The following is a 14,579-nucleotide window of genomic DNA, read 5'->3' as shown; positions in this document are numbered from 1 at the left end:
GTGGCCGGCGGGGGCGCCGCACGACGACGGATTCGCCGTGAATGCGCAACGGCGTGTGCGCATGTCGGAGGGAGCGGGCAGACTGGGCGCATGAGCAGTCGCGCAGGACAGCCCGCCGAGGCATCCGATCTCATCGACATCGACGAACTGATCGCCGCCTACTACGACCGCAAGCCGGATGCCGCGGTGCCCGAGCAGCGCGTCGCCTTCGGCACGAGCGGTCACCGGGGATCGTCGCTGAGCACCAGCTTCAACGAGGACCACATCCTCGCCACCACCCAGGCGATCGTCGACTACCGCGCGGCGCAAGGCATCACCGGCCCCCTGTTCCTCGGTCGCGACACGCACGGCCTGTCGCTGCCGGCGGAACGCAGCGCCATCGAGGTGCTGGTCGCAAACGGCGTCGACGTGCGCGTCGACTCCCGCGACGCGTGGGTGCCCACCCCGGCGCTCAGCCACGCGATCCTCACGTACAACCGCGACCGTGCGACCGACGATCCGGGCCGGGCGGACGGCATCGTCGTGACCCCCTCGCACAACCCGCCCCGCGACGGCGGCTTCAAGTACAACCCGCCGCACGGCGGCCCCGCCGACACCGACGCCACCGGCTGGATCGCCGACCGCGCGAACGAGCTCATCGCCGCGGGCCTCGACGGCGTGCAGCGCACCCGTCACGCCGACATCGACCTCGACGGCCTCGGTCAGTACGACTTCCGTGACGCGTACGTGCGGGATCTGGCATCCATCATCGACGTCGACGCCATCAAGAGCGCCGGCGTGCGCATCGGCGCCGACCCGCTGGGCGGGGCGTCGGTCGAGTACTGGGCGCTCATCGCCGAGGTCTACGGCCTCGACCTCACCGTCGTGAACCCCGAGGTCGACCCGACGTGGAAGTTCATGACGCTCGACTGGGACGAGAAGATCCGCATGGATCCCTCGTCGCCCTCGGCGATGGCCTCGCTCGTCGCCGCGCGCGACGAGTACGACATCCTCACGGGCAACGACGCCGACGCCGACCGGCACGGCATCGTCACCCCCGACGCGGGGCTGATGAACCCCAACCACTACCTCGCCGTCGCGATCGACTACCTCTTCTCGCACCGCGAGGGCTGGCCGACGGATGCCGCGGTGGGCAAGACCCTCGTGTCGTCGATGATCATCGACCGCGTCGCCGCCTCGCTCGGCAAGACGCTGCTCGAGGTGCCGGTGGGCTTCAAGTGGTTCGTCCCGGGTCTGCTCGACGGCTCCGTCGCCTTCGGCGGTGAGGAGTCGGCCGGTGCGTCGTTCCTGCGCAAAGACGGCACCGTGTGGACCACCGACAAAGACGGCATCCTGCTCTGCCTTCTCGCTGCCGAGATCCTCGCCGTCACCGGCAAGACGCCCTCGCAGCGCTACGCCGAGCTCGAGGCCGAGTTCGGCGCCTCGGCCTACCAGCGCGTCGACGCTCCGGCCTCACCCGCGCAGAAGTCGGCCCTGTCGAAGCTGTCTCCGGATGCCGTGACCGCCACCGAGCTCGCCGGTGAACCCATCACCGCGAAGCTCTCGCACGCGCCCGGCAACGGCGCCGCGATCGGCGGCCTGAAGGTGCAGACGGAGTCGGCGTGGTTCGCCGCGCGTCCCTCCGGCACCGAAGACGTCTACAAGCTGTACGCCGAGTCGCTGCGCGGCGAAGAGCACCTGCGCGAGGTGCAGGAAGAGGCCCGCGCGGTCGTGTCGGCCGCTCTCGGCCAGGCCTGATCCACACGGTCCGTCAGCGGCGTCGCCCCTCGGGGCGGCGCCGCTTTCGTGTGTCCGGGGGTCGCGCAGCGCACGGGCCCGGCAGAGCGGGGCGCCGCGGCAGAGCGGAGGCGGACGGCCACGGCCCCACCCACGCCGATAAACGCGGTTCCTCACGAGACACGGTGCGACACCGCGTTTACGCGAAGGAATGGCGTTTATCGGAGCGGGGGGGAAGGGGGACGGCGGAGGATGCCGCGGCCCCAAGCGCTCAGCAGAACGTCGGGGCAAGGGAAAGCCCGAGAACGCCGCGGCCCCGGCACTCCGAAGAGCGTCGGGGCCGTGGCATCCGGGGCCGGAGCCGGGATTCAGGACGCGAGGGTCACGCGGGGGCGAAGGTCTTCGCGTCGATGACGAAGCGGTAGCGCACGTCGCTCTTGAGCACGCGCTCGTAGGCCTCGTTGATCTGGTCGGCCGAGATGAGCTCGGTCTCGGGCGCGATGCCGTTCTCGGCGCAGAAGTCGAGCATCTCCTGGGTCTCGCGGATGCCGCCGATCGACGAACCGGCGAAGGAACGACGGTTCGTGAACAGCGTGAAGACCTGGATCGGCAGCGGCTCCGGCGGGGCACCGACGTTGACCATCGTGCCGTTCAGGGCGAGCAGGCCCAGGTACTGCTTGAGGTCGAGCGGGGCGCTGACGGTGTTGATGATGAGGTCGAAGTGCTTCTTGAGCGTCGAGAAGGTCTCTTCGTCCTTCGTCGCGTAGTAGTGGTCGGCGCCCATCTTCAGGCCGTCGTCCTTCTTGCTGAGCGTCTGCGAGAGAACGGTGACCTCGGCGCCCATGGCGTGGGCGATCTTGACGGCCATGTGGCCGAGACCGCCGAGGCCGACGACGGCGACCTTCTTGCCGGGGCCGGCGTTCCAGTGGTTCAGCGGCGAGTAGGTGGTGATGCCGGCGCACAGCAGCGGGGCGGCCTTCTCGTAGGGGATCGACTCGGGAACGCGCAGCACGAAGTGCTCGTCGACGACGATCTTCTCGCTGTAGCCGCCCTGGGTGATCGTGCCGTCGACGTCCTTCGCGCCGTACGTGCCGATGTTGCCCTTCTCGCAGTACTGCTCCTCACCGGCGAGGCAGTTCTCGCACTCGCGGCAGGAGTTGACCATGCAGCCGACGCCGACGCGGTCGCCGACCTTGTGGCTGGTCACCTCGGAGCCGACCTCGGCGACCGTGCCGACGATCTCGTGGCCGACGGTCAGGGGGTAGGGCACGTCGCCCCACTCGCCGCGGATGGTGTGGATGTCGGAGTGGCAGATGCCGGCGTAGGCGATGTCGATCAGGACGTCCTTCGGGCCGACGTCGCGGCGCTCGATGGTCGTGGGCTCAAGGGGCGAGGTCGCGGACGACGCCGCGTAGGCGTTGACGTGCATGGGTCTCCTCGGTGGGATCGTTGCGGACGGTCAATCTTCTCCCGCCGACGCCCTCGCGGGTCGGGCTTGCACGGATGTGCGCGAAGTGCCAGGAATCGTCGCTCGCCGGGCCCGGTGAGCGACGATTCCTGGCACCTCACGCGACGGGGAGGGTCAGGCGTGCGAGAGCAGAGCGGCCAGGCGCGGCAGCTGCGTGGGGTCCTCGAGAGCCGAGCCGACCGCGGCGACGCGCACCCCGGCATCCAGGAAGTCCGACACGTTGCCCGCGTCGAGGCCGCCGGTCGCGACGAACCGCACGTCGGGGAACGGGCCGCGGATCACGCGGAACCACGCCGGCCCGAGCCACGTCGCCGGGAACGCCTTGAGCCAGCGCAACCCGAGTGAGACGGCGAGCTGCACCTCGCTCGGCGTCGCCACGCCGGGGAGGATCGGGATGCCGTGCGAGCGGGCCGCGGCGACCACGGCGGGATCGAGTCCGGGCGAGACGAGATAGCGCGCACCGGCCGCCACGGCGATCGGCACCTGGGCGGGGTCGACGATCGTTCCGGCGCAGACGATCCGGTCGCGCTCGGCCCCCGCGGCGCACACCGCGCGGAGGGCTTCCTCGTCGGTCGGGGTCTGCAGGGGAACCTCGACGTTGTCGATGCCGAGGTCCCACGCCGTCGCGGCGAGCGCGAGCGAGCGCTCCCGCCCCATGCCGCGCAGGATCGCCATGAGCGGAGCGGAGGCGAGAGTGTCGTCGAACCACGCGGCGGTGGCATCGGGAGGCGTCATGCGGAGGTCCTGTCGAGGTGCGGGGTCGGGAGTGCGGCCGTGTCGTGGATCGAGTCGCCGTAGGTGCGGAGGGTGAGGGCGGCGCGTTCGTGTCCGGCCGCGAGTCGGGCGGAGGCGTCGAGTCCGCGGGCGCGCGCGGCGAGGTAGCCCCCGGCGAAGGCGTCACCGGCCCCGACCGCATCGAGCACCTCGACGCGCAGCGCGGGTACGAAGGTGCGCCGCTCCGACTCGAAGACAGTGGCCCCGACGTCACCGTCTTTGACGACAAGTTCGGCCACCGCGGGCAGGAGGGCGCGCACGTCGCCGTCGGTCGGGGTCGCCCACAGCGTCTCGGCCTCATCGCGACCGACGAAGACGACGTCGGCGCGGGCCGCGAGGGCGGCGAGCACGGCACCCGCCTCCGCCGCGGGCCACAGCGCCGCCCGGTGGTTCACGTCGAAGCTCACCGCGACGCCGACCGCGCGGGCGCGCGTGATGGCCGCGTCGAGGAAGGCGCGCGCCGAGGCGGAGAGGGCGGCGGTGATGCCCGAGACGTGCAGCACGTCGACGTCGTCGAGCGCGAGGGAATCGGCATCCGTCGGGGCGAGATGCGAGGCGGCGGACCCGGCCCGGTAGTACCGCACCCCCCGTCCGGGGTCCTTGATGTAGAGCCCGGTCGGATGCCGCGCATCGCGCACCACGCCCGTGGTGTCGACCCCGCGCGCCGAGACCTGCCGCAGTACACGGTCGCCGAGGGCGTCGCGTCCGAGGCGGCTCGCCCATCGCGCCGTCATCCCGAGCGCCGCCGCGTGGGCGGCGACGTTGGACTCCGCGCCTCCCGCGTCGACGAGGAAGGTCGCGGCATCCACGACCCCTCCCCCGTCGGAGGGCGCGAGCATCGCCATCGTCTCGCCGACGGCGAGGAGCACGGGCGAGGGGGCGACCATCAGCGCAGGTCGGTGATGGGGGCGGCATCCATGTCGTCGAAGGACTGGTTCTCACCCGCCATGGCCCACACGAAGGAGTAGGCGGCCGTACCGACGCCCGAGTGCAGCGACCAGCTCGGCGAGATCACGGCCTGCTCGTCGCCCACGATGAGGTGCCGCGTCTCGTCGCGCTCGCCCATCAGGTGCACGACGCGCGCGTCGGCGGGGAGGTCGAAGTACAGGTAGCACTCGGTGCGACGGTCGTGGGTGTGCGCGGGCATGGTGTTCCACATCGACCCGGGATGCAGCTGCGTCACGCCCATGACGATCTGGCAGCTCTTCACACCGTTCTCGTGGATGTACTGGTTGAGGGTGCGGCGGTTGCTGCTGACCTGGTCGCCGAGCTCGCGCACCGTGCCCTCGCCGGGGGAGACGAGCGCCGACGGGTACGCCGTGTGCGCGGGGGCCGAGAACAGGTAGAACCGCGCCCCCTCGCCCGTCGCGGAGTCGGCGAAGACCACGTCGCGAACGCCTCGGCCGAGATACAGGCACGCGCCCGTGACGAGCTCGTACGCCTCGCCGTCGGCTGTGACCGTGCCGGGCGCACCGACGTTGACGATGCCGATCTCGCGGTGCTCGAGGAAGTACTCGCTGCGGATCTCGGGGTAGCCGGTGAGCGCGAGCTCCGAGCCCGCGGGCACGGCGCCGCCGAGAACGATGCGGTCGTGGTGCGTGTAGGTCAGCCGCACCTCTCCGGCGACGAACACGTCGTCGATGAGGAAACGCTCGCGCAGCTGCGCGGTGGTCATGCTCGGGATCTGCTCGGGGTGGGTGGCGTAGCGCTGGGGGATGGAGGCGGTCATGCGGTTCTCCTGGGGTCGAGCCCGGCGAGCCGGGCGGGTCGGGGGCCGGCCGGGCGTTGCCGGATGCGGCGGGGCGGGGCGCTCGGGTCGAGCGCGGGGGGGTGTCGCGCGGGGGAACGGCTGCTCAGGTCACCGCACGAGCCACCCGCCGTCGACGGGGATCACGGCCCCGGTGACGTAGGCGGCCGCGTCGGAGGCCAGGAACACGAACGCCCCCTGCAGGTCGGCGGGCGTGCCCCAGCGGCCGGCCGGGATGCGGCCGAGGATCGAGGCCTCGCGATCCGCGTCGGCGCGGATGGGGGCGGTGTTGTCGGTGGCCATGTAGCCCGGCGCGATCGCGTTGACGGTGACGCCGGAGGCCGCCCACTCGTTCGCGAGCGCCTTCGTGAGTCCCGCCACGGCGTGCTTGCTGGCGGCATAACCCGGAACGAGGATGCCGCCCTGGAACGACAGCATCGACGCCACGTTGACGATGCGGCCCCACCCTTGCGCGATCATGCGTCGTCCGGCGGCCTGCGAGAGGTGGAAGACCGCGTCGAGGTTGACCGCGAGCACGTCGTCCCAGTCCTGCGCGCCGTGCTCGGCGGCGGGGGCGCGACGGATCGTCCCGGCGTTGTTCACGAGGATGTCGATGCGCCCGAGCACCTCGGCGGCCTCGTCGATCGCGGCCGCGAGTTCGTCGCGCGAGGCGGAGACGAAGTCGCGGTGGATCGTGTGCACACGACGCCCGAGCCCGCGGACCAGCTCGGCGGTGTGCGCGGCGTCGCCCCGGTCGATGAGCACGAGGTCGGCGCCGGCCTCGGCGAGCGCGAGGGCGGCGCCCTGCCCGAGCCCGCGGCTCGAGCCGGTGACGACGGCGACGCGGCCGTCGAGGCGGAAGGTGTCGAGGATCATGCGGGCTCTCCCGGGGGTGCGATGAAACGGGTGGTGAGGTCGCCGAGGCCGCCCACGCGCACGGTCACCGCGTCGCCGGGGGCGAGGGGGCGGTGCGCCGCCTGCGCGGCGGGGAGCTTCTGCGGCGTGCCGGTGGAGATGACGTCACCCGGCTCGAGGGTCAGCACCTGGCTGAGGTGATGGACGACGAAGGCGACCGAGAAGATCGTCGTCGCCGTGGACTGCGAGACGGTGACCTCGCCGTCGCGCACGACCTCGACGAGCAGGTTCTGCGGGTCGACCTCGTCGGCCGTGACGATCCACGGCCCCAGCGGGGCGAAGCCGTCGAAGCATTTGCCCAGCGCCCACTGGCTCTGCTTGCGCTGCCACGACCGGTCGGAGACGTCGTTGAGCAGCGTGTACCCGGCGACGTACGACAGGGCGTCGTCGACGCTCACCGCGTGCGCGCGCCGACCGATCACGACGGCGATCTCGCCCTCGTAGTCGACGTCGTCGGCGACGGCGGGGATCACCACGGGGTCGTTGGGACCGCCGAAGGTGTTCGCCGTCTTGACGAAGACGTCGGGACTGGCCGGGTCGTCGGCGGTGGGGTCGACGCCGTCGGGCACGTGCCCGCGGTAGTTGTAGCCGAGGCAGAGCATCGTCCGCGGCGCCACCGGCGCCTGCAGCGTCGAGGGATCCAGCCGCGGCAGGGTCGCGGCATCCGTCCGCTGCACGAGGGAACGGATGCCGTCGAGCTCGGCGAACAGCTCGGGGACGGGGCGCGGGCCGAGGTCGAGCACGTGGTCGCCCGAAGGGCCCGGCACGATGGCCGCCGAGCGATCGCCGACGCGCGCGAGCCTCACCACACGGGCCGCCACTCGGGTCGGGCCGCGCGGGCGAGCGCCTCGAGGTAGAAGTAGTCGCCCCACAGGGTGCCCTCGTCGACGCCGACGTTCTTCGGCAGGTCGTACACGCTGTGCAGCAGCACCGTGTCGGCGTCCTCGGCCCGCTCCGGGGTGTACCGCGCGATGAGGGAGGCCAGGATCCTCTCTGCTGCGGCGCGCCAGCGCTCGGCACCCTCGGGATCGACCGCGGCGAGCTCGAACAGCCCGCACACGGCGATCGCGCCCGAGGAGCTGTCGCGCGGCGCATCGGCGTCGTCGCCGTAGACGAGGTCCCAGTAGGGCACGTCGTCGGCGGGGAGGTGGGCGAGGAAGTACTCGGCGCAGGTGCGCGAGGCGTCGAGGAGCGCGGCGTCGCCGGTCGCCCGGTGGTTCATCGCGAACCCGTAGATGCCCCACGCCTGTCCGCGCGCCCAGCACGAGTCGTCGAAGGCGCCCTGCTCGGTGGCGCCGCGCAGGGGCTCGCCGGTCTCGGCATCCCAGTAGAAGGTGTGGAAGGTCGAGCCGTCGGGACGCAGGATGCGCTGCCGCAGCTCGGCCGTGTGGCGGGCGACGACGTCGCTGTAGCGCGCGTCGCCGGTCTGCTCGGCCGCCCACGTCAGCAGCGGCATGTTCATGAGGCTGTCGATGATCGTGCGCCCCCGCTGCGCGGGATCGGCGAGGTCGCCCCACGCCTGGATGATCCCCGCCGACGGCAGGTAGCGGGTCATGAGGTGGTCGGCCGCGGCGAGAGCGCTCGCGCGGGCCTCGTCGTCGCCGAGCAGGCGCCAGGGCGCGACGCACGACAGCGTGTAGAGGAAGCCCAGGTCGTGCGTGTCGAGGTCGCGTTCCCCGCGCACGCGGCGTCCGAAGTCGGCGGCGTGCGCCAGGGCGGCGTCGCGGAACGCCTCGTCGCCGGTCAGCTCCCACGCGATCCACTGCATGCCGGGCCAGAAACTGGTCGTCCAGCCGCGGTTCTCCCCCTCGGCGAAGCCGGGGACGGCCGGACGCAGCGGATAGCGGTTGGCGCGGGTGGTGTCGTCGGGGTAACGGATGCCGAACGCCTCGATGTTCGCACGGACGGTGTCGAACACCTGCGCGAGGGCGCGGTCGACGGCGGCTCGAGGGGTGTCGACGCGCGCGGCGGCCGCAGCGGTCGGAGGGGAAGTGGTCATGCGGGGGAAAGTCCTTCGGTTCAGACGGCGGCGACCGAGGAGTCGGCCGGAAGCACGGGGCGGAGGCTGAAGCGGGCGTTCGCCCACACGAGGTAGAGGGCGGGCGCGGCGGTCAGGCCCAGCGCCAACGCGGGCGAGGTGGTGAACAGCACGGCCTGACCCGCCAGCACCAGCACGCTGACCAGGCTCAGGTACCAGCGACGGACGGCCAGCACGGCAGCCGTGGACAGCAGGACTCGCAGCGGCGTCCCCGGAGCCTCGACCAGCGCGGTGAGCGCGACCGGCGCGGTGGCCACGACCAGCAGCGCGACCGTGCCGCACAGCGGCACAACGATGACGGCCCAGGATGCCGCCGACACGGCGCGCACGTCGACGAGCACGATCGCGAGGACGGCCGACGCCAGCGCACCGACGACGAGCGCCTTGCGCAGCGTCCGCCGCCAGCCGGCGAAGAAGGCGCGGACGACCCGCCCCTCGCCCATCCCGTGCGCGCGGAAGGCGGTGAGGGCGCCGGCGAGCGCGGGGGCGCACAGCGGCAGGGCGATGAGCAGGAGCGGCCACGTCTGCGCGGGATCGGTGGTGAGCAGCAGGAGCACCAGCGGCGCGCAGGTGACGAGCAGGAGGACGTTCACCATGAGCCCGAGGTAGACCGTCGAGAACACGCTCGCGTAGGTGTCGTGGGAGATGCGGCGCATGATCAGCCCTTCATCCCGCTCGTCGCGATGCCCTCGACGAAGTACTTCTGTCCGAAGAGGAACACGATCGCGATCGGCACGACCGACATCGTCAGACCCGCGAACAGCAGGGCGTAGTTGGCGTCGTACAGCGTGCTGACGAAGCTCTGCAGCCCCAGCTGGATGGTCCAGAGGTCGGGGTTGCGCAGATAGATGAGGGGTCCGAGGTAGTCGTTCCAGGTGTTCACGAACGTCAGCAGCGTGAGGCTCGCGATCGCGGGGACCGACAGCGGCAGCATGATCCGCGCCCAGATCCCGTACTCGCTGAGCCCGTCGAGGCGGGCGGCTTCGGAGAGGTCTTCGGGGATCGTGTCGTAGTACTGCTTCATCAGGAACACCCCGAACGCGCCGAAGGCCTGGATGAGGATGATCGCCCAGAGGGTGTTCGACACCTTCAGGTTCGACAGCAGGATGAACTGCGGGATCATGTACGACTGCCACGGGACGGCGATGGTCCCGATGTAGACGAGGAACAGCACATCGCGGCCCGGGAAGCGCATCCGCGAGAACCCGTACGCGGCGAAGGAGCCGGTGAGCACCTGGAGGAAAGTGACCACCACGGCCAGGAGCAGCGTGTTGCGGATCCACGTGAGCATGCCGGACTGCGTCCAGATGTCGATGTAGTTGCTCCACACCCACGTCTCGGGGAACCACTTCACGGGGGCGCTGAAGACGTCGTTCGGCGTCTTGAGCGAGCTCATGATCATCCAGAAGAACGGCAGCAGGAGGGCCGCGGCCGCGACGATCATCACGGCGTAGCCGACGATGCGTCCCACGCGGCGGGCGGGGTGGGCACCGGCGACGGGTCGACGGCGCGGCGGCGTGGCCCCCGCGGTGACGAGCGTGCGGGTGGCGTCGGGAACGAGGAGATCGGTCATCAGGCGTCCCGCTTCTTGTTGATGAAGAACTGCACGAGCGTCACGACGATGCACAGGAGGAACAGCACGATGGATGCCGCCGAGGCGTAGCCGAACTGGTTCTCCTGGAAGCCCTTCTGGTAGATGAACTGCGACAGCACGAGCGTCGACTGCCCGGGGCCGCCCTGCGTCATGACGAGGATGAGGTCGAAGATCTTGAACGAGTTGATCGTGAGCATCACGGTCACGAAGAACGTCGTCGGACGCAGGCACGGCAGGGTGACGTTCACGAAGCGCTGCCAGACGTTGGCGCCGTCGACGCGGGCCGCCTCATGCAGCTCGCGGGGCACGGTCTGGAGCCCGGCGAGGAACAGGATCATGTAGTAGCCCATGTCGCGCCACGTGCTGATGATGACGACGGCGGGCATCGCCCATTCCGAGGAGGTGAGCCATCCCGGCGGGTTCTGCAGGCCGAAGAAGCGAAGGATCTCGTTGATGGGCCCGTACTCGGGGCTGAAGAGCAGGTTCCACACCACCGCGATCGCCACGATCGAGGTGATGTAGGGGAAGAAGGCCGCGGTGCGGAAGAACGCCACCCCGCGCAGCTTGTTGTTCAGCAGCAGGGCGAGGCCCAACGCGACGATCATCGTCAGCGGGATGTGCAGCGCCGCGTAGTAGAGCGTGTTCAGCAGAGCGATGCGGAAGCTGCCGTCGCCGATGAGCCGTTGGAAGTTGGCGATGCCGACGAACGCCGACGAACCGAAGACGTTCCAGTTCGTCATCGACATGTAGAACAGCACGACGACGGGGACGAGCGTCAGGGCCGCGAAGCCCAGGAAGTTGGGGAGGATGAAGCTCCACCCGATGAGGGTGCTGCGCAGCGTCAGACGCGAGCGGCGGCGGGGCCGGCTCGGCTCGGTCTTCGACGCCCGGGGGCGCGTGTCGGCGATGGTCGCCATGGTGTCTCCAGATCGTGAGGGGTGACCGGCCCGGAGGGATCCGGGCCGGTCACCGACCTGCGGGGTCAGCCGACGCCGACCTCGCTCTTGACGCGGTTCTCGGCGGTGGTGATGGCGTCGTCGATCGAGGTCGATCCCGACATCACGGCGGTGTGCAGGTCGAGCAGGATGTTCTGCACAGCGGCGGTCTTCGCCGAGGTGGGGTTCTCCGGCTTGGTCTCGTGCGTCGACCAGGCGAACTTCGACAGCTCGTCGGTGGGCGCCCCGGCGACGGCGAAGTACGTGTCGGCGACGCTCGAGCTCGTCAGCGCCGGCGTGATGCCCAGGCCCGCGAGCACCTGCGCGCCTTCCTCGCCGGCAGCGAAGGCGAGGAACTTCTTCGCGGCGGCGAGCTTCGTGGCATCCGCCGCCTTGTTGATCGCGAAGCCGGTGGGGTCGCCGAACGTGACGGGGGTCTCCGACTCGCCCGTGGTGGAGGAGTCGTACTGCGGGATGGGGGCGAAGCCCCACGAGAACGGGTCCGCCTCGCCCTTGGCCTGCTGAGCGATGAGGGTCGCGACGTACCAGGTGCCCATGGGCATCATCGCGGCCTGCTGCTTGCCGAACTCGGCCTGGTAGGTGAGCTTGTTGGCGGTGACGGTGTTGTACTCCACCTGCGCGCCGGTCGACTGCAGGCCGAGCGAACGCTCGTAGTACGGCTTCAGGTAGCCGTAGTCGCCCGAGAGGATGTCGACATCGGGCGACTGCGCGTTCGCGAAGCCCTGGACGGTCGACTGCCAGCTGTGCTGGTAGGTGCCGAGGGCGGCGGAGCCGGCGGCGCCGAGCTTCGAGGTCAGCTGCTCGGCGGCCTTCTCGTAGTCGTCCCACGTCCACGAGCCGTCGGGCTCGGCGACGCCCGCCTGGGTGAAGAGGTCCTTGTTGTAGAACAGCACCCACGAGTCCTGGCGGTAGGGCACGGCCCAGGTCGCGCCGTCGACCTCGAACGCCTGCGCCCCGCCGATGTCACCGGGCAGCTCGACGTCGGAGACGTCGGCGAGCTGTCCACCGGCCTGGTAGGTGATGAAGGTCTTGAGGTTCTTCTGGGTGACGATGTCGGGACCCGAACCGGCGGCGAGGTCGGCCGTCATCAGCGTGTCGTAGTTGGCGGAGTCGTACTCCTTGACCTCGACGGTGATGTCGGGGTTCTCTTCGTGGAACTTGTCGGCGAGGGCCTGGAACTCGGGCGTCGTGCTGAGGCTCCACCCCGACATCGACAGCGTGACGGGGCCGCTCTGGGCGGGGGCCTCCGACGATCCGCCGCTGCAGGCGGTCAACGACAGAGCGGCGACGATGCCCACCCCGGTCGCGACGACGATCTTGCGCTTCATGCGTGCTGCTCCTTTGCGATTGCGTGCCGGGCACCGCTTCGGGCCCGAGAGTGCCGGTGCGCCCCGCGCGGGGCTCCGGAGTCTGTGAGAGGGGTGCGCGTGCGCCGGCCGTCGGGCCAGGTCACGTCGACGACGGTGTCCTCGCCCGCGCCTTCGATCGCGAGCCGCGGCTCGGCCGCCTCGGCGGTCGTGTCGCCCCTCAGGGTCACGAGCGCCGCGAACGGCACCCCGACCGCGGCGTCCCAGGTCAGGACGGGGATGGCGGCCGTCTCCCCGAGCGGGCTGGCCCCACGACGGACCGTCACGCGCGAGGTGGCCTCGGGGGTGAGGGCCCGGATGCCGGACACCCGGCCGTCCGCGCGCGCCTCGGCCGCGCCCGTCGAGGTCGCGTGCGCGGGCTCGACACCCGCGAGCGCCCACCCGCCCATCCGCACGCGCAGCGCGTCGAGGTCGACGCCCGGAGCGACGTGATCGAGTCGCGCGATGCGCACCTCCCACGCGCCCCGCGCGAGCGAGGTCACCGTCATCCGCCCGAGGGACTGCGCCGCGCCCGCGAGGCCGGCACCGTGGCGGTGCGTCGTGGGGGTGACGTCGATGAGGTGCACGTCGGATGCCGACGCGGCGACGCCGACGCCCTCGTGCACCGTCGCGCCGAGCGGCTCGAGGGCGGTGCGATGCGTGGCGCGTCCCGCGGCGTCGACGAGGACGACGGCCTGCTCGAGCGGGTCGCTCCACGCGAGGTCGTCGAGCAGCGGGGCCGTTGCCGTGGAGTAGCCGATGCGCGCATAGAGCGGGGAGTCCGCCGTGCGCGTTCCGGGGCGTGCCTTGTCGGTGCCGTGGTTGATGACGCGCACGATGCCGTCGGCGCGCGTGGCCGACACGATCCAGCCCGCGGCGACGACGGCGCGGAGGTCGTCGGCCTCAGAGATCGGCAGGGGCTCGTCGGGAGCCGCCCAGACGTCGTGATCGGCGGGGAGCATGATGCCCATCAGTCCCTTGACCGCCCAGTAGGGCGATCCGGGACCGGAGTACGACTGAGCGAGAACCGGCCACTCGTGGTGCCATCCGAGCGTCAGCAGGTGGTCGCCGTCGGGTGCGCCACGGGCGACGAAGTGGTCGACGATCGCACCGGCCGCGTGACGCAGACGCCCCGCGCCGAGCGACGGGACGCCCGCGACGGCCCCCGCCCAGAACGGCGCTGCGGCGGCGAAGCGGTAGATGAGGCTGCGGCCCTGCAGCAGGGGCGATCCGTCGCTTCCGACGAGGTGCACCGCATCGAGGAGGAACCGGTCCAGCCGTGCGACGTCGAGCGCCCGACGCTCGCCGGCCAGGTCGGCCGCCCCCGTCATGCGGGGCCAGAGCACGGGGTAGACGTGCAACGCCCAGCCGACATAGTGGTCGAAGGCGCGCTCGTCGCCGTCGGAGAGCCATCCGTCCTCGCGGACGAAGGAATCGTGGCGGGCGAGATCCGCGACGATGTCGGCGGCCGACCAGGGCCCGCCGACCGAGCGGAGGAACGTCTGCACGACGATGCGGAACCACACCCAGTTCGTCTGCGGGTAGGTCTCGTCGCCCACGACCGGGGCCAGGTAGGCGATGACTCGATCTCTCGTGCGTGCGTCGAGGGTGTCCCAGATCCACTCCCGCGTCAGATCGAGGGCGAGGGCGAGCGACGCGGCTTCCACCTTGGCCTGCGCGTGCTCGTCCATCCGCACCCACCGGTCGGCCGCGTCGGGGTCGACCCCTGTCCGCACGCCCTCGGCGAAGAAGGCGATCAGCTCGTCGACGTCCTGCCCGCGCGCCCCGGCGATGCGGAACCCGGCGAGGAGGAAGACGCGGGCGAAGCCCTCGAGGCCGTCGACAGCCGCACCGTAGCCCCCCTCGGCGCCCGGGAACACGATGCGCCCGCGCCCGGGGCTCGCGTGCCGCAACGCCGCGTCGAGCAGGGCGTCGGCGACGGCGAGCCAGTCGCTGCGCCGCCCACCGGCGAGGCGGGGAAGAGCGGAAGTCGCCACGGGTTCTCCTTCGAAGGCCGTCCGTCCA

The 14,579-nt window shown here is 71.2% G+C and carries 13 protein-coding genes; 1 reads left to right on the top strand and 12 read right to left on the bottom strand.

The features are described 5' to 3' along the window. Nucleotides 1-90 precede the first annotated feature (90 nt). Nucleotides 91-1,737, top strand: coding sequence for a phosphoglucomutase (alpha-D-glucose-1,6-bisphosphate-dependent) (pgm, locus tag RWH45_RS08820; protein ID WP_315994501.1), 1,647 nt, complete (start codon nucleotides 91-93; stop codon nucleotides 1,735-1,737). A gap of 361 nt (nucleotides 1,738-2,098) precedes the next feature. Here pgm and RWH45_RS08815 read toward each other — a convergent pair whose 3' ends face one another. From RWH45_RS08815 to RWH45_RS08760, 12 genes are all read right to left on the bottom strand, one after another. Further along, nucleotides 2,099-3,145 carry an NAD(P)-dependent alcohol dehydrogenase gene (locus RWH45_RS08815; protein ID WP_315994500.1) on the bottom strand — a complete coding sequence of 349 codons (1,047 nt, stop codon included), beginning with the start codon at nucleotides 3,143-3,145 and terminating at the stop codon, nucleotides 2,099-2,101. A 153-nt stretch (nucleotides 3,146-3,298) separates the two neighbouring features. After that, nucleotides 3,299-3,919: a bifunctional 4-hydroxy-2-oxoglutarate aldolase/2-dehydro-3-deoxy-phosphogluconate aldolase gene (locus tag RWH45_RS08810; RefSeq protein WP_315994499.1), complete on the bottom strand. Its 621-nt coding sequence runs from the start codon at nucleotides 3,917-3,919 to the stop codon at nucleotides 3,299-3,301. Then, nucleotides 3,916-4,845, bottom strand: coding sequence for a sugar kinase (locus RWH45_RS08805; RefSeq protein WP_315994498.1), 930 nt, complete (start codon nucleotides 4,843-4,845; stop codon nucleotides 3,916-3,918). Before RWH45_RS08805 ends, RWH45_RS08810 begins: the two co-directional genes overlap by 4 nt. Further along, nucleotides 4,845-5,687 (bottom strand): 5-dehydro-4-deoxy-D-glucuronate isomerase, encoded by an 843-nt coding sequence (gene kduI, locus RWH45_RS08800; RefSeq protein ID WP_315994497.1) that lies wholly within the window; start codon nucleotides 5,685-5,687, stop codon nucleotides 4,845-4,847. Before kduI ends, RWH45_RS08805 begins: the two co-directional genes overlap by 1 nt. Nucleotides 5,688-5,816: 129 nt before the next feature. Beyond that, entirely contained in the window at nucleotides 5,817-6,581 is a 765-nt protein-coding gene (kduD, locus tag RWH45_RS08795; RefSeq protein ID WP_315994496.1) for a 2-dehydro-3-deoxy-D-gluconate 5-dehydrogenase KduD, read from the bottom strand. Beyond that, entirely contained in the window at nucleotides 6,578-7,387 is an 810-nt protein-coding gene (locus RWH45_RS08790; protein WP_315994495.1) for a fumarylacetoacetate hydrolase family protein, read from the bottom strand. The genes kduD and RWH45_RS08790 overlap by 4 nt, the downstream gene beginning before the upstream one ends. Nucleotides 7,388-7,422: 35 nt before the next feature. Further along, complete coding sequence (locus RWH45_RS08785) at nucleotides 7,423-8,619, bottom strand: glycoside hydrolase family 88 protein (protein WP_315994494.1); 1,197 nt, start codon at nucleotides 8,617-8,619, stop codon at nucleotides 7,423-7,425. A gap of 20 nt (nucleotides 8,620-8,639) precedes the next feature. Further along, on the bottom strand, nucleotides 8,640-9,314 hold the full coding sequence (locus tag RWH45_RS08780; protein WP_315994493.1) for a DUF624 domain-containing protein: 675 nt from the start codon (nucleotides 9,312-9,314) through the stop codon (nucleotides 8,640-8,642). 2 nt (nucleotides 9,315-9,316) lie between these two features. Further along, entirely contained in the window at nucleotides 9,317-10,231 is a 915-nt protein-coding gene (locus RWH45_RS08775; protein WP_315994492.1) for a carbohydrate ABC transporter permease, read from the bottom strand. Further along, complete coding sequence (locus RWH45_RS08770; RefSeq protein ID WP_315994491.1) at nucleotides 10,231-11,169, bottom strand: carbohydrate ABC transporter permease; 939 nt, start codon at nucleotides 11,167-11,169, stop codon at nucleotides 10,231-10,233. Before RWH45_RS08770 ends, RWH45_RS08775 begins: the two co-directional genes overlap by 1 nt. Before the next feature lie 65 nt (nucleotides 11,170-11,234). Further along, a complete protein-coding gene (locus tag RWH45_RS08765) occupies nucleotides 11,235-12,536 on the bottom strand; it encodes an ABC transporter substrate-binding protein (protein WP_315994490.1) in 1,302 nt (433 codons plus the stop codon). Next, nucleotides 12,533-14,551, bottom strand: coding sequence for a DUF2264 domain-containing protein (locus RWH45_RS08760; protein ID WP_315994489.1), 2,019 nt, complete (start codon nucleotides 14,549-14,551; stop codon nucleotides 12,533-12,535). The genes RWH45_RS08765 and RWH45_RS08760 overlap by 4 nt, the downstream gene beginning before the upstream one ends. Nucleotides 14,552-14,579: the final 28 nt, after the last annotated feature.

The sequence above is a fragment of the Microbacterium galbum genome (assembly GCF_032464915.1).
GTDB lineage: Bacteria > Actinomycetota > Actinomycetes > Actinomycetales > Microbacteriaceae > Microbacterium > Microbacterium galbum.
This window is presented reverse-complemented; position numbering and strand designations above follow the sequence as displayed.